Consider the following 22,176-nt stretch of genomic DNA (forward strand, 5'->3'; position numbering starts at 1 on the left):
GTTGCGAGCGTGTCGGCTACGGTCAACCTGCGTGCTTGAGCGTGTTGGACGAATCCCGGACAATGCGGGCAGATATCTGATTTTTTTCTTTCGCGGAACGGGCTGTTCTTTCGCGATGTTTGCCGCCCAGCTGTGGAAATAACGCACACATGACGACGCATATTCAACGTTCGGCGCTGCTGCCCTATCCGGCGCAGGCGCTTTATGACCTGGTCAACGACGTGGCGCGTTACCCGGAGTTCTTGCCGTGGTGCTCGACCGCCGAGGTGCTGGAAAACAGTGATGAGCATATGGTTGCCAGTGTCGGGGTGGCGAAGGGCGGCCTTAGCCAGCACTTTGTTACGCGCAATGTGCTGGTGCCGGGTCAATCCATCGAAATGAATCTGCAGGAAGGGCCGTTCACGCAACTGCATGGTGTGTGGGTCTTCAAGGCGCTGACCGACAAGGCTTGCAAGATCAGCCTGGATCTTTCGTTTGATTATGCGGGGCCGATTGTGCGGGCGACGTTGGGTCCGTTGTTCAATCAGGCGGCCAATACCTTGGTGGATGCGTTCTGCCAGCGCGCCAAGCAGCTGCATGGTTGATATAGAAGTGGTGTATGCCGCTGAAGACCGTCAGGTGCTGTTGGGGGTGACGGTGCCGGCGGGCACCAGCTTGCGAGCGGCGGTGCAGGCTAGCGGGATTGCGGCGCAGTTCCCGGGGCTGGACCTGGCTGATTGCCCCTTGGGGATATTCGGTAAGGTGGTTGCGGACCCCGAGGCGCGTGCAGCGCAGGCGGGTGATCGTATTGAGATTTACCGGCCCCTGCTGGCAGATCCTAAAGAGGTGCGCAGGTTGCGTGCGGCCAAGGCGGCCCTGGTCAAACAGCAGAATTCCTAGGCCTGCCCAATAGCAGGCCCCCCTTCTGTGGCGAGCGGGCTTGCCCGCGTTGGGTGGCGAAGCCACCCCAAAACCACGCGACTCTAACTGACTGACACACCGCAGTGGTCTCATACTGGGGTCGCTTCGCCACCCAACGCGGGCAAGCCCGCTCGCCACAAAAGCCGCTTTGTAGGTGTTTATGCAAACAGCAGGCAACAAAAAACCCGGCATGCCGGGTTTTTTGTTGAGCGCCGCAAACTTACTGCGGGCTGGTGTCCAGAGGCTGTGGCGTCGGGACGGGTACGGTTTCTACGCCGTCGACGTCCTTCTGGATCTTGTCGAGCAAGGAGCCTGGCTTGGCCGGTACTTCGGACTTCGGCTTCTCGGCGTCCTGCGCAGGCGCAGTCACGTTGGTGCCGTTGTCCTTGCCGAGCAGGGCTTCATCGCGGCTTACGCCGGGCATGAAGTCACCGGACAGGCTGACGAGCTGGTCATTGCCGTTGAAAACGACGCTGACACGTTCCTGTTGGCGTTCACCGCCACCAGGCTGCAGGCTGTAGAGATAATCCCAGCGATCGGCATGGAAAGTGTCGGTCAGCAGAGGGTTGCCCATGATAAACCGTACTTGCCGTCGGGTCATTCCCGGGCGTAACTGGTCTATCATGTCCTGCGTGACGACATTGCCCTGCTGGATGTCGATTTTGTAAACCCCGGGGAATGAACAACCGGCGAGTGCGAGCAGTCCCACAAAGGTGAAACTGGTTAGCAAGAGCTTGGTGTTTTGCATCGGTGGGCGACTTCCACTATCTTGGCTGGGACAACGTAAACGCCGATCATACCCGTATTAAGAGAAGCTGCGAAGCAGCATCCGCGAGAAAGCTAACCATGGTTGAAAATAGCGAACTACGCAAAGCCGGTCTTAAAGTGACTCTGCCACGAGTCAAGATTCTACAAATGCTCGATTCTGCTGAGCAGCGCCACATGAGCGCCGAGGATGTTTACAAGGCGCTGATGGAGTCTAACGAGGACGTTGGCCTGGCCACGGTTTACCGTGTGCTGACCCAGTTTGAAGCCGCAGGGCTGGTGGTTCGTCATAATTTCGACGGCGGTCATGCAGTGTTCGAACTGGCTGACGGTGGTCATCACGACCACATGGTTGACCTGGATACCAATGAGGTTATCGAGTTCACCAGTCCGGAAATCGAGAAGCTCCAGCACCAGATCGCTGAGGAGCATGGATTCGATTTGGTGGACCATAACCTGGTTCTGTATATCCGTAAGAAAAAGTAAAAATCGACGCAGATTTGCTCTGCGAAACGAATGAAGGCGACCCTAGGGTCGCCTTCGTGCTTTCTGTGTAGGGCGAAATGCCCGGTTCAGGCTTTTGCCGCCACGACCATTTTCTTCGCGTGGGCCAGGGACTCTTTGGTCAAATCAATGCCTCCCAGCATCCGCGCCACTTCTTCCACGCGTTCCGATTTGTTCAGTTTGGACACGGCCGTGTGCGTCGCATCGCTGCCGCGTACTTTGTGCACAAACAAGTGCTGATGCCCTTGGGCAGCTACTTGCGGCAAGTGCGTCACAGTAAGTACTTGGCCACGCTCTCCAAGGCGGCGCAACAACTGGCCAACAATCTCGGCAGTCGGCCCGCCGATCCCCACGTCCACTTCATCGAACACCAATGTGGGGACCCTTGAGGTCTGGGCGGTAATGACCTGAATCGCCAGGCTGATTCTTGACAGTTCGCCGCCGGACGCCACTTTGGCCAGTGCCTTGAGTGGCTGGCCGGGGTTGGCGCTGACCAGCAACTCCACCTGTTCCAGGCCGTGGGGTTGAAGTTCATTGCTTGTGTTGGTATGCAGTTCGATGGTGAAGCGCCCGCCCGGCATGCCCAGGCGCTGAATTTCCTGTTCCACGGCACCGGCCAGGCTGGTTGCAGCTTGCTGACGTAGATCGCTCAGCTCGCGGGCTTTTTCCTGGTAGTGACGGGCGAAAGAGGCGAGTTCGTCGCCCAGACGTTCGATGGATTCGTCATTCGCATTCAGGGTTTCAATTTCATCCAGCAGTTTTTGCTGCATTGCCGCCACTTCGGTCGGCTGAATGCGGTGTTTGCGCGCCAGGGTATAGATGGTGTCCAGGCGCTCTTCGATTTCCTGAAGGCGCGCCGGGTCGGCATCGAAGTGATCCAGGAAGCGATTCAGCTCGCCAACGGCTTCCTCTACCTGAATCTGCGCACTGGTCAGCAGGGTGGTGGCCTCACTCAATGAGCCTGACCCGCTGTTCACGCTGGACAGTCGATTGAGGCTGGCCGTCAGTGCGTTAAGTACATTGCCTGAATCACTCTCACTGCATTGCTCCACCACTTGGCGGCAAATGCCCAGCAGGGTTTCTGCATTGGTGAGGTTCTTGTGTTCCTGCTCCAACTGCTCCAGTTCGGTTTCGCCGAGGCCCAGGCTTTCCAGTTCTTCAAGCTGATAGCTGAGCAGTTGATGGCGAGCGCGCTGTTCGTCGCCGGAATTGGAAAGGCGTTCCAGTTCCTGGCGTGTCTGCCTCCAGCGTTGCGCGGCCAGCTGCACCTGGCGGGCAAGGTCGGTGGCGCCAGCGTATTCATCGAGCAGGCGGCGGTGGGTGTCGGTTTTCAGCAGGGATTGGTGTTCGTGCTGGCTGTGGATGTCGATCAGCAACTCGCCCAAGGCCTTCAAGTCGCCAAGAGGGCAGGGCGTGCCATTGATATAGCCGCGGGAGCGCCCTTCAGCGGTGATCACCCGGCGCAGGATGCACGGCCCTTCATTATTAAGATCGCGTTCGGCCAGCCAGGCTTCGGCTTCGGGGATGTCCGCCAGGTCGAAGGTCGCCAGGATGTCGGCCTTGTCCGCGCCGGGGCGGACCACGCCGCTGTCGGCGCGGTCCCCGAGGGTCAGGCCCAGGGCGTCGAGCATGATCGACTTGCCGGCGCCGGTTTCGCCTGTGATTACGCTCATCCCGCGATCCAGTTCGAGATCCAGATGTTCAACGATGGCGTAGTTATGTACGGACAGGTGCACGAGCATGAAGGTCGCTCCCAGGCTTTAGGTCTGGTTATTTATACAGTGTTTTGTTCGGCGCTGACAATCCTGGCGCTTAGCTCGATTTGCTTGATTCGCCGCTTTTCTTAGCGCAACAAGGAATGAGTGCGCAGGAATTGATCCAGGCCCTGGAAAGACTTTTGGTAACGCTTGCGCCCTTGAACCTTGAAATTGTGGCCCCATATACCGGAACAGAAGCGCGAGTTGAGATCGCGCATGATTTTGAAAGGAGAAAACTATGGCTGACGAACAGACGCAGGATACGCAAACTCCAGACGCCAACCAGGCTGCCTCGGATGACCTGGCAGCACGTGTGCTGGTGCTCGAAGAGCAATTGGCCACTGCGCAGGATCAGTCTTTGCGTGTTGCCGCCGATCTGCAGAACGTCCGCCGCCGTGCCGAGCAGGATGTAGAGAAGGCTCACAAGTTCGCGCTGGAAAAATTCGCCAGCGACTTGCTGCCGATCATCGACAGTCTGGAACGTGGCCTGGAGTTGTCCAACCCGGACGATGAAAACATCCGCCCAATGCGCGAAGGGATCGAGCTGACCCTGAAAATGTTCCAGGACACCCTGAAGCGTTATCAGTTGGAAGCCATCGATCCACAAGGCGGCGAGCCCTTCAACGCTGAGCACCACCAAGCCATGGCCATGCAAGAGAGCCATGACCTGGAGCCTAACAGCGTGTTGAAAGTGTTCCAGAAGGGTTATCAGCTTAACGGTCGCTTGCTGCGCCCGGCGATGGTGGTGGTGAGCAAGGCTCCTGCACCGGTTTCACCTTCGATTGATGAGCAGGCTTGAAATTCGCCGCAAGGCCCCCATCTATAAGTCAAGCGTTTAAGTGCTACCGCAGTTAGCCACCACTGCTGCGGCAACCAAATTCAAGTTTCGGGAGAGTAAATCATGGGCAAAATTATCGGTATTGACCTGGGGACCACCAACTCCTGCGTCTCCGTGCTGGAAAACGGCGTTGCTAAAGTTATCGAAAACGCCGAAGGCGCGCGTACCACGCCGTCGATCATTGCTTACGCCAACGACGGTGAAATCCTCGTCGGTCAGTCGGCCAAGCGTCAGGCTGTGACCAATCCGCATAACACCCTGTACGCGGTGAAGCGTCTGATCGGTCGTAAGTTCGATGAAGAAGTCGTACAGAAAGACATCAAGATGGTCCCTTACAAAATCGCCAAGGCTGACAACGGTGACGCCTGGGTTGAAGTAAACGGCCAGAAAATGTCGCCGCCGCAAATCTCGGCTGAAATCTTGAAAAAGATGAAGAAAACCGCCGAAGACTACCTCGGTGAAGCAGTGACTGAGGCGGTGATCACCGTTCCGGCCTACTTCAACGACAGCCAGCGCCAGGCGACCAAAGACGCCGGCCGCATCGCGGGCCTGGACGTTAAACGTATCATCAACGAACCGACCGCAGCCGCTCTGGCTTACGGTATGGACAAGGCCAAAGGCGACCACACTGTGATCGTTTATGACCTGGGTGGCGGTACTTTCGACGTCTCCGTGATCGAGATCGCTGAAGTTGACGGCGAGCACCAGTTCGAAGTGTTGGCCACTAACGGTGACACCTTCCTGGGTGGTGAAGACTTTGACATTCGTCTGATCGACTACCTCGTTGACGAATTCAAGAAAGAAAGCGGCATGAACCTCAAAGGTGACCCGCTGGCTATGCAGCGCCTGAAAGAAGCCGCTGAGAAAGCCAAGATCGAGCTGTCTTCCGCTCAGTCGACCGACGTGAACCTGCCGTACATCACTGCAGACGCCACTGGTCCTAAGCACTTGAACGTGAAAATCTCGCGCTCCAAGCTGGAAGCGCTGGTTGAAGACCTGGTTCAACGCACTATCGAGCCTTGCCGCATCGCGCTGAAAGACTCCGGTATCGACGTTGGTTCGATCAACGACGTGATCCTGGTAGGCGGTCAGACCCGTATGCCGCTGGTTCAGAAACTGGTTACCGAATTCTTCGGTAAAGAAGCCCGTAAAGATGTGAACCCGGACGAAGCGGTTGCCATGGGTGCTGCCATCCAGGGTGCGGTACTGGCCGGCGACGTGAAAGACGTGCTGCTGCTGGACGTCAGCCCGTTGACCCTGGGTATCGAAACCATGGGCGGCGTGATGACCGCGCTGATCGAGAAAAACACCACGATTCCTACCAAGAAATCGCAAGTGTTCTCGACTGCCGACGACAACCAGGGCGCCGTGACCATTCACGTGCTGCAAGGTGAGCGTAAGCAAGCTGCGCAGAACAAGTCCCTGGGCAAGTTCGACCTGGCTGAGATTCCACCAGCACCACGTGGCGTGCCACAAATTGAAGTGACCTTCGACATCGACGCCAACGGCATCCTGCACGTAGGTGCCAAGGACAAGGCCACTGGCAAAGAGCAGAAGATCACCATCAAGGCCAACTCCGGTCTGTCTGATGAAGAAATTCAACAGATGATTCGTGATGCTGAAACCAACGCCGAGGCTGACAAGAAGTTTGAAGAGCTGGCCGCTGCCCGCAACCAGGGTGATGCACTGGTTCACTCGACGCGCAAAATGATCTCCGAAGCGGGCGACAAAGTGACCGCCGAAGAGAAAACCGCGATCGAAGCTGCTTTGGTTGCCCTGGAAGCCGCTGTTAAAGGTGACGACAAGGCAGCCATCGAAGCCAAGGTTGAGGAGCTGTCGAAAGTCTCCGCGCCGGTTGCTCAGAAAATGTACGCCGAACAAGGCCAGCCGGCTGATGGCGCTGCACAGCACGCAGAGCCTGAAGCCAAGCATGACGACGTTGTCGATGCCGAGTTCGAAGAAGTCAAAGACCAGAAGTAAGTTGGTCGCCCGGTTGACCGCTATCAAGCGGTGACTGGTAGGATGTCGCCGCGCGGGAGCTTGCTCCCGCGTTGGCGTGTCTGGGGTATGCGAATTTTTACAACATGCGACAAGCTTCGGATGTTGGCGGTGTGATCGGGAATGCTCCTGCTTTCCGAGCGATAAATACCGCGTTTTTGGCTGGGTTTCGGCTAAAAGCAGTAATGACCAGGATCGTTGAATTGACGTGAGTTGGGTCCGGGCCTGTATTGGGGCTCAACGAGTTTGGCAAGGCTCAGGAGGGTCTGGCTGAACGTCCTTAAGAGTGCAAAGACTTATGGCAAAGCGTGACTATTACGAAGTGTTGGGTGTGGAGCGTGGCTCCAGCGAGGCGGACCTGAAAAAGGCTTACCGTCGCCTGGCGATGAAGCACCACCCGGACCGTAATCCGGATAGCAAAGAATCCGAAGAAATGTTCAAAGAGGCCAATGAGGCCTACGAATGCCTGTCTGATCCCAACAAGCGTGCGGCCTACGATCAGTATGGCCATGCCGGTGTTGACCCGAGCATGGGTGGCGGCGGTGCGGGTTTTGGCGGTCAGAACTTCTCCGATATTTTCGGCGATGTTTTCAGCGACTTCTTCGGCGGTGGCCGGGGTGGCCAGCGTGGCGGTGCCCAGCGTGGCAGCGACTTGCGCTACACCCTGGAGCTGAACCTGGAAGAGGCCGTGCGCGGCACCAGCGTCAATATCCGCGTGCCGACGTTGGTCAATTGCAAGCCGTGCGACGGTTCGGGCGCCAAGAAAGGCTCTTCGCCAATCACCTGCCCAACCTGCGGCGGTATCGGCCAAGTGCGCATGCAGCAGGGCTTCTTCTCGGTGCAGCAAACCTGCCCGCGCTGCCATGGCCAGGGCAAGATCATTTCCGATCCGTGCGACTCCTGCCATGGCGAAGGCCGCGTAGAAGAGTACAAAACCTTGTCGGTGAAAGTGCCGGCGGGTGTGGATACCGGCGACCGTATTCGTCTGTCGGGCGAAGGCGAGGCGGGCACTCAGGGTGGCCCTACCGGCGACCTGTACGTGGTGATCAATGTGCGCGAGCACTCGATCTTCCAGCGCGACGGCAAGCACCTGTTCTGTGAAGTGCCGATCAGCTTCGTCGACGCGGCGTTGGGCGGCGAGCTGGAGATTCCGACCCTCGACGGCCGAGTCAAACTCAAGATCCCTGAGGGGACGCAGACCGGCAAGCAGTTCCGTATCCGTGGCAAAGGCGTTGCGCCGGTGCGCGGTGGCGGTGCTGGTGACCTGATGTGTCGTGTGGCGGTGGAAACGCCGGTCAACCTGGGCCGTCGTCAACGTGAACTGCTCGAAGAGTTCCGTAGCTCGCTGGAAGGCGATGACTCCCATTCGCCGAAGACCACTGGCTTTTTCGATGGTGTGAAGCGCTTCTTCGGCGACCTGTAAGGAAGTGAGTATGCGACGTATAGCCGTGATGGGCGCTGCCGGGCGCATGGGTAAAACGCTGGTTGAGGCCGTGCAGCAGCGCTCGCCGGCTTCCGGGTTGACCGCGGCCATCGTGCGCCCCGGCAGCACGTTGATTGGTGCGGACGCGGGTGAGCTGGCTTCGCTGGGGCGAATCGGCGTGTCGTTGTCGAGCAGTCTGGAGCAAGTGGCTGACGAGTTCGATGTGTTGATCGACTTCACTCTGCCTGACGTGATGCTGAAAAACCTGGCCTTCTGCCGCAAGGCCGGTAAGGCCATGGTCATCGGCACCACGGGCTTGAGTGTCGAGCAGAAGCAGTTGCTGGTGGAGGCGGGCAAGGACATTCCTATCGTCTTTGCGGCCAACTTCAGTGTGGGTGTAAACCTGTCGCTCAAGTTACTGGATCTGGCGGCGCGGGTGCTGGGGGATGAGGCGGATATCGAGATCATCGAAACGCATCACCGCCACAAGATCGACGCGCCATCAGGCACTGCGCTGCGCATGGGCGAGGCGATTGCCGATGCGTTGGGGCGTGACCTGTCGAAAGTCGCGGTTTACGGTCGTGAAGGCCATACCGGTGCGCGTGCGCGTGACACTATCGGCTTTGCCACTGTGCGCGGTGGTGATGTGGTGGGTGATCACACTGTGCTGTTCGCCACCGAAGGCGAGCGCCTGGAAATCACGCACAAGGCGTCCAGCCGCATGACGTTTGCCAAGGGTGCGGTGCGTGCTGCGCTCTGGTTGGACGGCCGTGAGGCTGGCCTGTACGACATGCGTGATGTGCTGGATCTGCACTAATCAGTAGCTAAAACGGGGCCTCAAGATTATCCTAAGGCCCCGTTTTTACCCGCTAAGCGACGTCCTGTCGCATTCTCCTGCCTTTAAGGCTCATTAGCGGTGGACCAAAAAAGCCTTTTTCTGTAAGCTACAGCTTTAGTGTGTCCACTAAAAGCGCGCAGAATAATTCGGTGAAGAAGCGGGGTGACGTGTCCATACGTCACTCCGCTTTTTTACAACCTGCGATCGCCCTTTCAGGCTTTATTTACGGGAGGTCTTCTTGACTAAGCCAGCCATACTCGCCCTTGCTGATGGCAGCATTTTTCGCGGCGAAGCCATTGGAGCCGACGGTCAAACCGTTGGAGAGGTGGTGTTTAACACTGCCATGACCGGCTATCAGGAAATCCTTACCGATCCTTCCTACGCCCAACAGATCGTTACCCTGACCTATCCGCACATCGGCAACACCGGTACTACACCGGAAGACGTCGAGTCTGATCGTGTGTGGTCGGCGGGCCTGGTCATTCGTGACCTGCCACTGGTTGCGAGCAACTGGCGTAACACCATGTCGCTGTCCGATTACCTGAAAGCCAACAATGTGGTGGCGATCGCCGGTATCGATACGCGCCGCCTCACGCGCATCCTGCGTGAAAAAGGCTCGCAGAACGGCTGCATCATGGTCGGTGACAATATTTCCGAAGAAGCGGCGATTGCCGCAGCGCAAGGCTTCCCTGGCTTGAAAGGCATGGACCTGGCGAAAGTCGTCAGCGTTAAAGAGAAGTACGAGTGGCGCTCCACGGTCTGGGACTTGAAGACTGATAGCCATGCGACCATCGACGCTGCCGAGCTGCCTTACCACGTGGTCGCCTATGACTACGGCGTGAAGTTCAACATCCTGCGCATGCTGGTTGAACGTGGCTGCCGCGTGACCGTGGTGCCGGCGCAAACCCCTGCGAGCGATGTACTGGCCCTGCAACCGGACGGCGTGTTCCTGTCCAACGGCCCGGGTGACCCCGAGCCTTGCGACTACGCCATCCAGGCGATCAAGGACGTGCTGGAAACCGAGATTCCGGTCTTCGGTATCTGCCTCGGCCACCAGCTGCTGGCCCTGGCCTCCGGCGCCAAGACCCTGAAAATGGGGCACGGCCACCACGGTGCCAACCACCCTGTGCAAGACCTGGACACCGGCGTTGTGATGATCACCAGCCAGAACCACGGTTTTGCGGTAGATGAAGCAACCCTGCCGAGCAACGTTCGCGCCATTCACAAGTCGCTGTTCGACGGCTCCCTGCAAGGTATCGAGCGCACCGACAAGAGCGCGTTCAGCTTCCAGGGCCACCCTGAAGCCAGCCCGGGCCCGAACGACGTAGCGCCGCTGTTCGACCGTTTCATCAATGAGATGGCCAAGCGACGCTGACTGAGTGGCTTGCGGGCGGCCCCGAATTTCGGTGGCCCCCGCAGGCTCTTCAAAGATTGTTCAAGACGGCTTGCCGACTGACCTGCGGATTTGAGTGACAAACCCATGCCAAAACGTACAGACATAAAAAGCATCCTGATTCTCGGCGCTGGCCCGATCGTGATCGGCCAGGCCTGCGAATTCGACTACTCCGGCGCCCAGGCTTGCAAGGCCCTGCGCGAGGAGGGTTACCGCGTCATCCTGGTGAACTCCAACCCGGCCACCATCATGACCGACCCGGACATGGCTGACGCCACCTACATCGAACCGATCAAGTGGCAGACCGTTGCCAAGATCATCGAGAAAGAGCGTCCGGACGCACTGTTGCCGACCATGGGCGGTCAAACCGCTCTGAACTGCGCCCTGGACCTGGAGCGCGAAGGCGTTCTGGAAAAGTTCGGCGTAGAGATGATTGGCGCCAATGCCGACACCATCGACAAGGCTGAAGACCGCTCGCGTTTTGACAAGGCCATGAAGTCCATCGGCCTCGACTGCCCGCGTTCCGGTATCGCCCACAGCATGGAAGAGGCCAACGCGGTTCTCGAAAAGCTGGGCTTCCCGTGCATCATCCGTCCGTCGTTCACCATGGGCGGCACCGGTGGCGGTATCGCTTACAACCGTGAAGAGTTCGAAGAAATCTGCGCCCGTGGTCTGGACTTGTCGCCGACCAAAGAGCTGTTGATCGATGAATCGCTGATCGGCTGGAAAGAATACGAGATGGAGGTTGTCCGCGATAAGAAGGACAACTGCATCATCGTCTGCTCCATCGAAAACTTTGACCCGATGGGTGTGCACACCGGTGACTCGATCACTGTTGCGCCAGCGCAGACCCTGACGGACAAGGAATACCAGATCATGCGTAACGCCTCGTTGGCGGTACTGCGTGAGATCGGCGTTGAAACCGGCGGTTCCAACGTTCAGTTCGGTATCTGCCCGGACACCGGCCGCATGGTCGTGATCGAGATGAACCCGCGTGTATCGCGTTCTTCGGCGCTGGCATCGAAAGCTACCGGCTTCCCGATTGCGCGCATCGCCGCCAAGCTGGCGATCGGCTACACCCTGGACGAGCTGCAAAACGAAATCACTGGTGGCGCTACGCCGGCGTCCTTCGAGCCGTCCATCGACTACGTCGTGACCAAGCTGCCGCGTTTCGCCTTCGAGAAATTCGCCAAGGCCGACGCACGCCTGACCACCCAGATGAAATCCGTGGGCGAAGTCATGGCCATCGGCCGGACCTTCCAGGAATCCCTGCAGAAAGCCCTTCGCGGTCTGGAAGTGGGCGTTTGCGGCCTGGACGAGAAGCTCGACCTGAGCAACCCGGAAAGTATGAGCGTGCTCAAGCGCGAGCTGACCGTGCCGGGCGCCGAGCGTATCTGGTACGTGGCGGATGCCTTCCGCGCCGGCATGACCGTCGAAGATATTTTCGGCATGAACATGATCGACCCGTGGTTCCTGGTACAGATCGAGGATCTGATCAAGGAAGAAGAGAAGGTCAAGACCCTGGGTCTGGCCAGCATCGACCGCGACATGATGTTCCGCCTCAAGCGTAAAGGCTTCTCTGATCAGCGCCTGGCCAAGCTGTTGGGTGTGACCGAGAAGAACCTGCGCACCCATCGCCACAAGCTGGAGATCTTCCCGGTCTACAAGCGCGTTGACACCTGCGCGGCCGAGTTCGCCACTGATACTGCGTACCTGTACTCCACCTACGAGGAAGAGTGCGAAGCCGCACCGTCGGGTCGTGACAAGATCATCATCCTGGGCGGCGGTCCTAACCGTATCGGCCAGGGTATCGAGTTCGACTACTGCTGCGTACACGCTGCCCTCGCCCTGCGCGAAGACGGGTACGAGACCATCATGGTCAACTGCAATCCGGAAACCGTTTCCACTGACTACGACACTTCCGACCGTTTGTACTTCGAACCGGTAACCCTGGAAGACGTGCTGGAAATCTGCCGCGTCGAGAAGCCAAAAGGTGTGATCGTCCAGTACGGCGGCCAAACCCCGCTGAAGCTGGCTCGCGCCCTGGAAGCCGCTGGCGTGCCGATCATCGGCACCAGCCCGGACGCCATCGACCGTGCAGAAGACCGTGAGCGCTTCCAACAAATGGTTGAGCGCCTGAACCTGCGTCAGCCGCCGAACGCCACCGTGCGTAGCGAAGACGAAGCCATCCGTGCAGCCAGCAAGATCGGCTACCCGCTGGTGGTGCGTCCGTCCTACGTACTGGGCGGCCGTGCGATGGAAATCGTCTACGAAGAAGAAGAACTCAAGCGTTACCTGCGTGACGCGGTGAAAGTCTCCAACGACAGCCCGGTGCTGCTGGATCACTTCCTCAACTGCGCCATCGAAATGGACGTGGACGCGGTGTGCGACGGCACTGACGTGGTGATCGGCGCGATCATGCAGCACATCGAGCAGGCGGGCGTTCACTCCGGTGACTCTGCATGCTCGCTGCCGCCGTACTCGCTGCCGGCGCACATCCAGGACGAGATGCGCGAGCAGGTCAAGAAAATGGCCCTGGAACTGGGCGTAGTCGGCCTGATGAACGTGCAGTTGGCGTTGCAAGGCGAAGACATCTACGTCATCGAGGTCAACCCGCGTGCTTCGCGTACTGTGCCATTTGTTTCCAAATGCATCGGTGTGTCCCTGGCCATGATCGCTGCCCGCGTGATGGCCGGTAAGACCCTGAAGGAAATCGGCTTCACCAAGGAAATCATTCCTAACTTCTACAGCGTGAAAGAGGCGGTGTTCCCATTCGCCAAATTCCCTGGTGTGGACCCGATCCTGGGCCCAGAGATGAAGTCCACCGGTGAAGTGATGGGCGTAGGCGATACCTTTGGCGAAGCGTTCGCCAAGGCCCAGATGGGCGCCAGCGAAGTGCTGCCGACCGGCGGTACTGCGTTTATCAGCGTGCGTGATGACGACAAGCCACTGGTTGCAGGCGTGGCCCGTGATCTGATCAACTTGGGCTTCGAAATCGTGGCCACCGCCGGGACCGCCAAGCTGATTGAAGCTGCCGGTCTGAAAGTGCGTCGCGTGAACAAGGTGACGGAAGGCCGTCCGCACGTGGTCGACATGATCAAGAATGACGAAGTCACTCTGATCATCAACACCACCGAAGGTCGCCAGTCGATCGCGGACTCTTACTCCATTCGTCGTAACGCCTTGCAGCACAAGATCTACTGCACCACCACCATTGCTGCAGGCGAAGCCATCTGCGAAGCGCTCAAGTTCGGTCCTGAAAAGACCGTGCGTCGCTTGCAGGATCTACACGCAGGATTGAAGGCATGACCAAATACCCAATGACCGTCCAGGGCTTCAAGGCCCTGGAAGAGGAGCACGCCCATCTGACCAAGGTCGTACGTCCAAAGCTGAGCCAGGACATCGGTACGGCCCGCGAACTGGGTGACTTGAAGGAAAACGCCGAATACCACGCTGCTCGCGAGCAGCAAGGTATGGTCGAAGCGCGGATCCGCGACATCGAAGGCCGCCTGCAGAACTCGGTGGTCATCGACGTCACGACCATTCCTAAGACCGGCAAAGTGATTTTCGGCACCACTGTGGAAATCGCCAACGTCGAGACTGACGAAAGCGTGGTCTACCACATCGTGGGTGAAGATGAGGCTGACTTTAAACTCGGCAAGATCTCTGTCGGTTCCCCACTCGCCCGCGCCTTGATTGCCAAGGAAGAGGGTGATGTGGTGGCGGTGAAGACGCCTGGTGGCGTGATCGAGTACGAGATTGTTGAAGTTCGTCACGTCTGAAAGACGGCGCCCGCTGCGTGCGGGCGCCATGCTTTGGCAGCTCTCCCAGATGCTGTGGGTCGGCGGCCTGTGGCTGTTGCATATTGGTGTATTGCCGGCGCTGGGCCTGATTGGCCTGGCACCGTTGCTGATCGATGAGATCGATGGATTGCTCAGTGCGCTGCTGGTGGGTTTCGCGGCGGCGTGTGTGACGCTCCAGGTTCTGGTGCTGGTCAAGGCCGAGGGCTTGGGGAGTTTGTGGCGGGATATTCGCGGCCAACTGCTGTTGATGGCGCTGTATGCATGCGCGATGTTTTGCGTCGTGCATGTGTGGTTGCCGGAAGCGTTGCGCTGGCAGCTATTCAGCTATCTTGTGCTAGGGTTCTCCGGCCTGGTGCTGGTTATACAGCCTGCACCGGGATGGAGTGGCGGGCGCGCGAAGCACGCCCGTAACCCTTGTTGCCATTTGAAAGCTACTTGAAGCGGTGTACGTTCGACAGTTGCTTGTTGACGCTGAAGTTCTCGCGATACAGCAGCGCCATCTTGCCGATGACCTGAACCAGGTCCGCCTTGCCTACCTTGCACAGTTCTGCAATGGCGGCCAGGCGCGCTTCGCGATCAAGGATGTTGACCTTGATCTTGATCAGTTCGTGATCGCCCAATGCGCGTTCAAGTTCGGCTAACACACCTTCAGTCAAACCGTTGTCTGCCACAATCAAAACTGGTTTCAGATGGTGGCCAATGGATTTGTACTGTTTCTTCTGCTCTTGAGTGAGCGGCATAATCTGACCCCTGCGTCTGATCTTGTAAAAAGCGGCGGCCAGTTTACCCGAGCGAGTCCGGGACCGCCCAGTTAATCACGACCCGTTTTATTTTCGAGGTGGCCCGTGGCCCGTTCCAAAACTAGTCTTAAGTGGCTGCAAGAGCATTTCAACGACCCTTACGTCAAAAAGGCGCAAAAGGACGGCTATCGTTCCCGGGCCAGTTACAAGCTGCTGGAGATCCAGGACAAGGACAAACTGATCCGTCCAGGCATGAGCGTTATCGACCTGGGCGCCGCCCCGGGTGGATGGTCCCAAGTGACCAGTCGTCTGATTGGTGGGCAAGGTCGCTTGATCGCTTCCGACATACTGGAAATGGACAGTATCCCGGATGTGACCTTTGTTCACGGGGACTTCACCCAAGACGCCGTGCTCGCCCAGATCCTTGAAGCTGTGGGAAATTCGCAGGTAGACCTTGTGATTTCCGACATGGCCCCCAATATGAGTGGATTACCGGCCGTCGATATGCCGCGAGCGATGTTCCTGTGTGAACTGGCGCTGGATTTGGCGGGTCGGGTGTTGCGTCCTGGTGGCGACTTCCTGGTGAAGGTCTTCCAGGGCGAGGGTTTTGACGAGTACCACAAGAACATTCGCAAGTTGTTCGACAAGGTGCAGACGCGTAAACCTGACTCTTCCCGGGACAGGTCCCGCGAGCAGTATCTGTTGTGCCGTGGCTTCCGCGGTGTTGAAGGGGCTGCGAGCGAAGAGCGTTTTTAAGGAATTGGAGGAGGGCGATAGGTTTTTTTATATCGCTTTCGTCACGAAGCTTTACGAATATTGTGTAGTCAAAGTTTCACAAAGGGTTACAGACGGCGCCTGCCAGTGTTGTAGGTAATGTAGTAAGTTAGGCCGGTGAATATCATGCGAAGCGCGCGCCAGTAGCGGAGCTTGCTTCAGAGGGTAGTTAATTGAACGATATGGCAAAGAATCTGATCCTGTGGTTGATCATCGCGGCTGTCCTGGTGACGGTGATGAACAACTTCTCCAGCCCTAACGAGCCGCAGACCCTCAACTATTCCGACTTCATCCAACAAGTTAAGGATGGCAAGGTCGAGCGCGTGACGGTTGATGGCGCTGTTATCACCGGCAAACGCATCGATGGCGATGGCTTCAAGACCATTCGTCCGAACATTCCGGACAATGGCCTGATTGGCGACCTGGTGGACAACAAAGTCGTTGTCGAAGGCAAGCAGCCAGAGCAGCAGAGCATCTGGACTCAACTGTTGGTGGCCAGCTTCCCGATCCTGGTGATTATCGCCGTGTTCATGTTCTTCATGCGCCAGATGCAAGGCGGTGCGGGAGGCAAGGGCGGGCCGATGAGCTTCGGCAAGAGCAAGGCGCGCCTGCTCTCTGAAGATCAGGTGAAGACCACCCTGGCTGACGTCGCGGGCTGCGATGAGGCCAAGGAAGAAGTCGGTGAGTTGGTTGAGTTCCTGCGCGACCCGGGCAAGTTCCAGCGCCTGGGTGGTCGTATTCCTCGCGGCGTGCTGATGGTCGGCCCTCCGGGTACCGGTAAAACCTTGCTGGCCAAGGCGATTGCCGGCGAAGCCAAGGTGCCTTTCTTCACCATTTCCGGTTCCGATTTCGTCGAAATGTTCGTCGGTGTCGGCGCCAGCCGCGTTCGCGATATGTTCGAACAGGCCAAGAAACACGCGCCATGCATCATCTTTATCGATGAAATCGACGCCGTCGGCCGCCATCGTGGTGCCGGCATGGGTGGCGGTCACGATGAGCGCGAGCAGACCCTCAACCAGTTGCTGGTCGAGATGGATGGTTTCGAAATGAATGACGGCATCATCGTCATCGCCGCAACCAACCGTCCTGACGTATTGGACCCTGCGCTGCTGCGTCCTGGCCGTTTCGACCGCCAAGTGGTGGTTGGCCTGCCGGATATCCGTGGTCGCGAACAGATCCTGAAAGTACACATGCGCAAAGTGCCCATGGGTGACGACGTGGCTCCGGCCGTGATTGCGCGTGGTACTCCAGGCTTCTCGGGTGCCGACCTGGCCAACCTGGTGAACGAGGCTTCGCTGTTTGCGGCCCGTACCGGCAAGCGCATCGTTGAAATGAAAGAGTTCGAACTGGCAAAAGACAAGATCATGATGGGCGCCGAGCGCAAATCCATGGTCATGTCCGAGAAAGAGAAGCAGAACACTGCGTATCACGAAGCTGGTCACGCCATTGTGGGTCGCGTCGTGCCTGAGCATGATCCGGTTTACAAGGTGTCGATCATTCCTCGTGGTCGGGCGCTGGGTGTCACCATGTTCCTGCCGGAAGAGGATCGCTACAGCCTCTCCAAGCGTGCCTTGATCAGCCAGATCTGCTCGCTGTACGGCGGCCGGATTGCTGAAGAGATGACCCTCGGGTTTGATGGTGTAACCACCGGTGCTTCCAACGACATCATGCGTGCCAGCCAGATTGCACGGAACATGGTGACCAAGTGGGGCTTGTCGGAAAAACTCGGTCCGTTGATGTATGCAGAGGAAGAAGGTGAAGTCTTCCTGGGCCGTGGTGGTGGCGGTCAAAACGCCAGCTTCTCTGGTGAGACAGCCAAGCTGATCGACTCCGAGGTGCGCAGTATCATTGATCAGTGCTACGGCACGGCCAAGCAGATCCTCACCGACAACCGCGACAAGCTGGACGCCATGGCGGATGCGCTGATGAAGTACGAGACCATTGATGCCGACCAGATCGACGACATCATGGCCGGCCGTACGCCGCGTGAGCCTCGCGATTGGGAAGGTGGTTCGGGTACTTCCGGCACTCCGCCAGTGGTGCAGAACGAACGCCCGGAAACCCCGATCGGCGGCCCGGCAGCTGACCACTAAGGTTTGAGATGACTTTTGCGCTGTCCTATACCCGGTTGCCTTGCGGCAACCGGGTTCTTGATTTGGCCCATACACATGTCATGGGCATTCTTAATGTAACCCCCGACTCCTTTTCCGACGGCGGCCGCTTCAGCCAGCTGGATGCTGCTTTGCGGCATGCAGAGGCGATGGTCGCGGCGGGTGCGAGCCTGATCGATGTTGGTGGTGAGTCGACCCGGCCGGGCGCTCGCGTGGTTTCGCCGGTGGAAGAGCTTGAGCGTGTGGCGCCGATCGTTGAGCGCATCGCACGTGAGCTGGATGTAATCATCTCGGTGGACACCTCGACCCCCGCAGTAATGCGTGAAACCGCGCGCCTGGGCGCCGGGCTGATCAACGACGTGCGTTCGCTGCAGCGTGATGGTGCTCTGGATGCGGCGGCGGCAACTGGCCTGCCGGTGTGTCTGATGCATATGCTGGGCGAGCCCGGCACCATGCAGAACGATCCGCGCTATGACGATCTGGTTGGCGAGGTGAGTAATTTCTTGGCTGAACGGATCGCTCAATGTGCTGCCGTGGGTATCGCACCTGAAAAGATCATCCTCGATCCAGGGTTTGGCTTCGCCAAGACCCTGCAACACAATTTAAGCCTGTTCAAACACATGGAATCCCTGCATGCCCTTGGTCGGCCCCTGTTGGTCGGCGTTTCGCGCAAGAGCATGATAGGGCTGGCCCTCAATCGCCCGGTAGGCGAGCGACTGTACGGTGGTCTTGCACTGGCGGCGCTTGCGGTGACCAAGGGCGCACGGATCTTGCGCGTGCACGATGTCGCCGAGACCGTGGATGTGGTGCGCATGCTGGCCGCTGTAGAATCAGCCGAATAAGAATGATGGAGCACTTATGACTAAAAAATACTTTGGCACCGACGGTATCCGTGGTCGGGTCGGTGAGTTTCCGATTACTCCTGATTTTATGCTCAAGCTGGGTTGGGCGGCAGGCATGGCGTTCCGCAGTATGGGCGCGTGTCGCATCCTGGTGGGCAAGGACACCCGAATTTCGGGGTACATGTTTGAGTCCGCGCTGGAGGCTGGTTTGTCGGCCGCAGGTGCTGATGTAATGCTGCTGGGCCCCATGCCGACACCGGCGATCGCTTACCTGACGCGTACCTTCCACGCTGAAGCCGGTATTGTGATCAGCGCCTCGCACAATCCCCATGATGACAACGGCATCAAGTTCTTCTCGGGTCTGGGCACCAAGCTGCCCGACGAGATCGAGTTGATGATCGAAGAGCTGCTGGACGCGCCGATGACGGTGGTTGAGTCCAGCAAGCTGGGCAAAGTGTCGCGTATCAATGACGCGTCTGGCCGTTATATCGAGTTCTGCAAGAGCAGCGTGCCAAGCAGCACCAATTTTGCCGGGCTGAAAATTGTTGTCGATTGCGCCCATGGTGCCACCTACAAAGTCGCGCCAAGCGTATTCAGGGAGTTGGGGGCGGACGTGACGGTGCTGTCGGCCCAGCCTAACGGGTTGAACATCAACGAAAACTGCGGCTCCACCCATATGGGGCAGTTGCAGGCGGCAGTCCTGGCCGAGCATGCGGACCTGGGGATTGCTTTCGACGGTGATGGCGACCGCGTGCTGATGGTGGATCACACCGGAGCCGTGGTCGACGGTGATGATCTGTTGTTCATTATTGCCCGTGACCTGCATGAGCGTAACAAACTGCAAGGTGGCGTCGTTGGTACGTTGATGAGCAATCTGGGGCTGGAATTGGCCCTGGCAGATCTGGGCATTCCGTTCGTGCGCGCCAATGTCGGTGACCGCTATGTAATCGCCGAACTGCTGGAGCGTAACTGGCAGGTGGGTGGTGAGAACTCGGGGCATGTCGTGTGCTTCCAGCACACCACCACCGGCGATGCGATCATTGCGGCACTGCAGGTATTGCTGTCCCTGCGCCGTCGCCAAGAGAGTCTCGCTCAAGCGCGCCAAGCCCTGCGCAAATGCCCACAGGTGTTGCTTAATGTGCGTTTTGCCGGTGGCGAAAACCCGATCGAGCACCCAGCTGTCAAGGAAGCCTGCGAGCGCGTGACCCTGGCAATGGCGGGGCGTGGGCGGGTGTTGCTGCGCAAGTCCGGCACAGAGCCTCTGGTGCGCGTTATGGTCGAAGGTGACGACGAAACGCAGGTTCGTGGCCACGCCGAAGACCTGGCAAAACTAGTAACTGAAGTTTGCGCCTGAATTCGGCTTGCCAGTGATGATGTGGTTGGGTAACATCTGCGCCCACTTTGACCGACGAGGTACAGCATGCGTCGCACTATGGTAGCTGGTAACTGGAAGATGCACGGTACCCGCGCCAGTGTCGCTGAGCTGATCAATGGCCTTCGTCACTTGGCCTTGCCTAGCGGTGTTGATGTTGCGGTTTTCCCGCCTTGCTTGCATATCAACCAGGTTGTTGATGGCTTGAAAGGTAAGTCGATTCAGGTCGGCGCGCAGAATTCTGCGGTGGAGCCCATGCAAGGTGCGTTGACCGGTGAGATTTCGCCGAGTCAGCTGGTTGATGCGGGTTGTTCCTATGTGCTTGTCGGGCACTCCGAGCGCCGTCAGATGATGGGCGAGCGTGATGGGACACTCAATCGCAAGTTCGCAGCGGCACAGGCTTGTGGCTTGATTCCAGTGTTGTGCATAGGGGAGACCCTTGAGCAGCGTGAGTCGGGCAAGACTCTTGAAGTTGTCTCGCGTCAGTTGGGCAGCATCATCGAGGAGCTGGGTGTCGGTGCATTTGCAAAGGCAGTTATTGCTTACGAGCCGGTCTGGGCCATTGGCACCGGGCTGACTGCTACACCGCAACAGGCGCAGGATGTGCACGCAGCCATCCGCGCGCAGTTAGCGGCAGAGAATTCTGAAGTCGCACAAGGTGTGCGGCTTCTATACGGCGGCAGCGTGAAGGCGGCCAATGCGGTCGAACTGTTCGGCATGCCGGATATCGATGGGGGGCTCATTGGTGGAGCTTCCCTGAATGCAGATGAGTTCGGTGCGATCTGTCGCGCCGCGGGAAACTGAAAAAATGCTGGAAACAGTCGTAGTCGTTTTTCATCTGTTGGCTGCCCTGGGCGTAGTTGCCCTGGTTTTGTTGCAACAGGGTAAAGGTGCGGATGCTGGTGCGTCTTTCGGTGCAGGTGCTTCAAATACTGTGTTCGGAAGCCAAGGTTCCTCTACCTTTCTTAGTAAGTTTACTGCTATACTTGCCGCCGGTTTCTTCATAACCAGCTTGGGGTTAGGTTACTTTGCTAAAGAGAAAGCTCATGTGCTGACTCAAGTAGGTCTCCCAAACCCAGCAGTGTTGGAAGTACCAAAAGCAAAACCGGCTTCTGATGATGTCCCGGTGCTTCAAGAGCAAAAGTCGGCTACTCCAGCGACTGACGTACCTCCAGCTCAAGAGCAGAAGTAAGAAGGGTTGTAAGCGCTGTATTGCCGAGGTGGTGGAATTGGTAGACACGCAACCTTGAGGTGGTTGTGCCCATAGGGTGTAGGGGTTCGAGTCCCCTTCTCGGTACCAATTATCAGGAGAGCCCGCTGTTGCGGGCTTTCTTGTAGGTGGAAGGTTACATTGACCCTGTAAGGGATCGGTCGTATACTTCCGCCCCAGCTTTGTCGCGGGGTGGAGCAGTCTGGTAGCTCGTCGGGCTCATAACCCGAAGGTCGTCGGTTCAAATCCGGCCCCCGCAACCAGTTTTAGCGGAGCCCCTTTTAAGGGGCTTTTTGTTAGCTGGACACTTTCAACGCCGCTGTTCGACGGCGTTTCAAGGATGGGCGTTTCGCCCATTTTTTTATTTTGCACAGCATGCACATACATGCACGAGGGGGGTTCAGGTGTCGAGCAAGCTAGAAGAGTTGCAGGCCTTGTTGGCCCCGGTGGTCGTGGCCCTAGGCTATGAATGCTGGGGTATTGAGTTTTCGGCTCAAGGTCGCCACTCAATGTTGCGCGTTTATATCGATAAAGAGGGCGGCGTGCTGGTGGACGATTGTGCCATTGTCAGCCGTCAGATCAGCGGTGTCCTGGATGTTGAAGATCCAATCTCCGTTGAATACACCCTCGAAGTTTCCTCGCCAGGCATGGAACGCCCACTGTTCACTATTGATCAGTTTGCAAAATTTGCCGGTGAACAAGTGAAGATCAAGCTGCGATCCCCGTTCGAAGGGCGACGCAACTTTCAGGGCCTTCTGCGCGGTGTAGAAGAACAGGATGTCGTGGTGCAGGTAGAAGACCATGAGTTCCTGTTGCCGATCGATATGATCGACAAGGCCAACATTATTCCCAGTTTTGACTGAGACGCGGATCCCGCGGATCCAATGGCTTGCGAAAGGCGAGGCGTA

At 58.0% G+C, this 22,176-nt stretch carries 21 protein-coding genes and 2 tRNA genes; 20 read left to right on the plus strand and 3 right to left on the minus strand.

Going from position 1 to position 22,176, the window contains the following annotated elements; genetic code table 11:
* Positions 1-149 precede the first annotated feature (149 nt).
* Both LRS56_30625 and LRS56_30630 read left to right on the plus strand, forming a co-directional pair.
* Positions 150-584 (plus strand): type II toxin-antitoxin system RatA family toxin, encoded by a 435-nt coding sequence (locus tag LRS56_30625; GenBank protein WDU62976.1) that lies wholly within the window; start codon positions 150-152, stop codon positions 582-584.
* Entirely contained in the window at positions 577-879 is a 303-nt protein-coding gene (locus tag LRS56_30630; GenBank protein WDU62977.1) for an RnfH family protein, read from the plus strand. Before LRS56_30625 ends, LRS56_30630 begins: the two co-directional genes overlap by 8 nt.
* A 241-nt stretch (positions 880-1,120) precedes the next feature.
* Here the strand turns inward: LRS56_30630 and LRS56_30635 are convergent, their stop codons facing one another.
* Complete coding sequence (locus tag LRS56_30635) at positions 1,121-1,648, minus strand: outer membrane protein assembly factor BamE (GenBank protein ID WDU62978.1); 528 nt, start codon at positions 1,646-1,648, stop codon at positions 1,121-1,123.
* Between the two features lie 98 nt (positions 1,649-1,746).
* Here LRS56_30635 and fur point away from each other — a divergent pair, with 98 nt between their 5' ends.
* On the plus strand, positions 1,747-2,151 hold the full coding sequence (fur, locus tag LRS56_30640; protein WDU62979.1) for a ferric iron uptake transcriptional regulator: 405 nt from the start codon (positions 1,747-1,749) through the stop codon (positions 2,149-2,151).
* A gap of 86 nt (positions 2,152-2,237) precedes the next feature.
* Here the strand turns inward: fur and recN are convergent, their stop codons facing one another.
* Complete coding sequence (recN, locus tag LRS56_30645; GenBank protein WDU62980.1) at positions 2,238-3,911, minus strand: DNA repair protein RecN; 1,674 nt, start codon at positions 3,909-3,911, stop codon at positions 2,238-2,240.
* Between the two features lie 253 nt (positions 3,912-4,164).
* Here recN and grpE point away from each other — a divergent pair, with 253 nt between their 5' ends.
* The 8 genes from grpE (at position 4,165) to LRS56_30685 (ending at position 14,658) form a co-directional block, all read left to right on the plus strand.
* Positions 4,165-4,725: a nucleotide exchange factor GrpE gene (grpE, locus tag LRS56_30650; protein ID WDU62981.1), complete on the plus strand. Its 561-nt coding sequence runs from the start codon at positions 4,165-4,167 to the stop codon at positions 4,723-4,725.
* Between the two features lie 102 nt (positions 4,726-4,827).
* Entirely contained in the window at positions 4,828-6,744 is a 1,917-nt protein-coding gene (gene dnaK, locus LRS56_30655) for a molecular chaperone DnaK (GenBank protein ID WDU62982.1), read from the plus strand.
* A 316-nt stretch (positions 6,745-7,060) separates the two neighbouring features.
* Positions 7,061-8,185 (plus strand): molecular chaperone DnaJ, encoded by a 1,125-nt coding sequence (dnaJ, locus tag LRS56_30660; protein WDU62983.1) that lies wholly within the window; start codon positions 7,061-7,063, stop codon positions 8,183-8,185.
* A gap of 10 nt (positions 8,186-8,195) precedes the next feature.
* On the plus strand, positions 8,196-9,002 hold the full coding sequence (gene dapB / locus LRS56_30665) for a 4-hydroxy-tetrahydrodipicolinate reductase (GenBank protein WDU62984.1): 807 nt from the start codon (positions 8,196-8,198) through the stop codon (positions 9,000-9,002).
* A 259-nt stretch (positions 9,003-9,261) separates the two neighbouring features.
* Positions 9,262-10,398 carry a glutamine-hydrolyzing carbamoyl-phosphate synthase small subunit gene (gene carA, locus LRS56_30670; protein WDU62985.1) on the plus strand — a complete coding sequence of 379 codons (1,137 nt, stop codon included), beginning with the start codon at positions 9,262-9,264 and terminating at the stop codon, positions 10,396-10,398.
* 105 nt (positions 10,399-10,503) lie between these two features.
* Positions 10,504-13,725 (plus strand): carbamoyl-phosphate synthase large subunit, encoded by a 3,222-nt coding sequence (carB, locus tag LRS56_30675; GenBank protein WDU62986.1) that lies wholly within the window; start codon positions 10,504-10,506, stop codon positions 13,723-13,725.
* Entirely contained in the window at positions 13,722-14,198 is a 477-nt protein-coding gene (gene greA, locus LRS56_30680; GenBank protein ID WDU62987.1) for a transcription elongation factor GreA, read from the plus strand. The genes carB and greA overlap by 4 nt, the downstream gene beginning before the upstream one ends.
* Positions 14,199-14,226: 28 nt before the next feature.
* The gene (locus tag LRS56_30685) at positions 14,227-14,658 is read left to right on the plus strand and encodes an MFS transporter (protein ID WDU62988.1); all 432 of its coding nucleotides are present in this window, start codon (positions 14,227-14,229) and stop codon (positions 14,656-14,658) included.
* On the opposite strand, the gene LRS56_30690 is transcribed toward LRS56_30685, so the two are convergent.
* A complete protein-coding gene (locus LRS56_30690; GenBank protein ID WDU62989.1) occupies positions 14,651-14,959 on the minus strand; it encodes a YhbY family RNA-binding protein in 309 nt (102 codons plus the stop codon). The genes LRS56_30685 and LRS56_30690 overlap by 8 nt on opposite strands.
* 105 nt (positions 14,960-15,064) lie before the next feature.
* On the opposite strand from LRS56_30690, the gene rlmE reads away from it, so the two are divergent.
* The 9 genes from rlmE (at position 15,065) to rimP (ending at position 22,131) form a co-directional block, all read left to right on the plus strand.
* Entirely contained in the window at positions 15,065-15,715 is a 651-nt protein-coding gene (gene rlmE / locus LRS56_30695; protein WDU62990.1) for a 23S rRNA (uridine(2552)-2'-O)-methyltransferase RlmE, read from the plus strand.
* A 200-nt stretch (positions 15,716-15,915) separates the two neighbouring features.
* Complete coding sequence (gene ftsH / locus LRS56_30700) at positions 15,916-17,826, plus strand: ATP-dependent zinc metalloprotease FtsH (GenBank protein ID WDU62991.1); 1,911 nt, start codon at positions 15,916-15,918, stop codon at positions 17,824-17,826.
* An 8-nt stretch (positions 17,827-17,834) separates the two neighbouring features.
* A complete protein-coding gene (gene folP / locus LRS56_30705; GenBank protein ID WDU62992.1) occupies positions 17,835-18,686 on the plus strand; it encodes a dihydropteroate synthase in 852 nt (283 codons plus the stop codon).
* A 16-nt stretch (positions 18,687-18,702) separates the two neighbouring features.
* A complete protein-coding gene (gene glmM / locus LRS56_30710; protein WDU62993.1) occupies positions 18,703-20,040 on the plus strand; it encodes a phosphoglucosamine mutase in 1,338 nt (445 codons plus the stop codon).
* 66 nt (positions 20,041-20,106) lie between these two features.
* Positions 20,107-20,862, plus strand: coding sequence for a triose-phosphate isomerase (tpiA, locus tag LRS56_30715; GenBank protein WDU62994.1), 756 nt, complete (start codon positions 20,107-20,109; stop codon positions 20,860-20,862).
* A 4-nt stretch (positions 20,863-20,866) separates the two neighbouring features.
* Positions 20,867-21,250 carry a preprotein translocase subunit SecG gene (gene secG, locus LRS56_30720; protein ID WDU62995.1) on the plus strand — a complete coding sequence of 128 codons (384 nt, stop codon included), beginning with the start codon at positions 20,867-20,869 and terminating at the stop codon, positions 21,248-21,250.
* Positions 21,251-21,272: 22 nt separating this feature from the next.
* Positions 21,273-21,358 (plus strand) — tRNA-Leu (locus LRS56_30725).
* Between the two features lie 96 nt (positions 21,359-21,454).
* Positions 21,455-21,531 (plus strand) — tRNA-Met (locus tag LRS56_30730).
* A gap of 141 nt (positions 21,532-21,672) precedes the next feature.
* The gene (gene rimP, locus LRS56_30735; protein WDU62996.1) at positions 21,673-22,131 is read left to right on the plus strand and encodes a ribosome maturation factor RimP; all 459 of its coding nucleotides are present in this window, start codon (positions 21,673-21,675) and stop codon (positions 22,129-22,131) included.
* Positions 22,132-22,176 lie beyond the last annotated feature (45 nt).

Origin of the sequence: Pseudomonas poae (assembly GCA_028869255.1) — a bacterium.
Classification (GTDB): domain Bacteria; phylum Pseudomonadota; class Gammaproteobacteria; order Pseudomonadales; family Pseudomonadaceae; genus Aquipseudomonas; species Aquipseudomonas poae_C.

Coding starts and splice junctions, on each gene's coding strand:
- tpiA (WDU62994.1), top strand. CDS start 20,107: ATGCGTCGCACTATGGTAGCTGGTAACTGGAAGATGCACGGTACCCGC.
- glmM (WDU62993.1), top strand. CDS start 18,703: ATGACTAAAAAATACTTTGGCACCGACGGTATCCGTGGTCGGGTCGGT.
- LRS56_30690 (WDU62989.1), bottom strand. CDS start 14,959: ATGCCGCTCACTCAAGAGCAGAAGAAACAGTACAAATCCATTGGCCAC.
- ftsH (WDU62991.1), top strand. CDS start 15,916: ATGGCAAAGAATCTGATCCTGTGGTTGATCATCGCGGCTGTCCTGGTG.
- LRS56_30685 (WDU62988.1), top strand. CDS start 14,227: ATGCTTTGGCAGCTCTCCCAGATGCTGTGGGTCGGCGGCCTGTGGCTG.
- LRS56_30625 (WDU62976.1), top strand. CDS start 150: ATGACGACGCATATTCAACGTTCGGCGCTGCTGCCCTATCCGGCGCAG.
- LRS56_30630 (WDU62977.1), top strand. CDS start 577: ATGGTTGATATAGAAGTGGTGTATGCCGCTGAAGACCGTCAGGTGCTG.
- recN (WDU62980.1), bottom strand. CDS start 3,911: ATGCTCGTGCACCTGTCCGTACATAACTACGCCATCGTTGAACATCTG.
- dapB (WDU62984.1), top strand. CDS start 8,196: ATGCGACGTATAGCCGTGATGGGCGCTGCCGGGCGCATGGGTAAAACG.
- dnaJ (WDU62983.1), top strand. CDS start 7,061: ATGGCAAAGCGTGACTATTACGAAGTGTTGGGTGTGGAGCGTGGCTCC.
- fur (WDU62979.1), top strand. CDS start 1,747: ATGGTTGAAAATAGCGAACTACGCAAAGCCGGTCTTAAAGTGACTCTG.
- folP (WDU62992.1), top strand. CDS start 17,835: ATGACTTTTGCGCTGTCCTATACCCGGTTGCCTTGCGGCAACCGGGTT.
- greA (WDU62987.1), top strand. CDS start 13,722: ATGACCAAATACCCAATGACCGTCCAGGGCTTCAAGGCCCTGGAAGAG.
- grpE (WDU62981.1), top strand. CDS start 4,165: ATGGCTGACGAACAGACGCAGGATACGCAAACTCCAGACGCCAACCAG.
- LRS56_30635 (WDU62978.1), bottom strand. CDS start 1,648: ATGCAAAACACCAAGCTCTTGCTAACCAGTTTCACCTTTGTGGGACTG.
- dnaK (WDU62982.1), top strand. CDS start 4,828: ATGGGCAAAATTATCGGTATTGACCTGGGGACCACCAACTCCTGCGTC.
- secG (WDU62995.1), top strand. CDS start 20,867: ATGCTGGAAACAGTCGTAGTCGTTTTTCATCTGTTGGCTGCCCTGGGC.
- carB (WDU62986.1), top strand. CDS start 10,504: ATGCCAAAACGTACAGACATAAAAAGCATCCTGATTCTCGGCGCTGGC.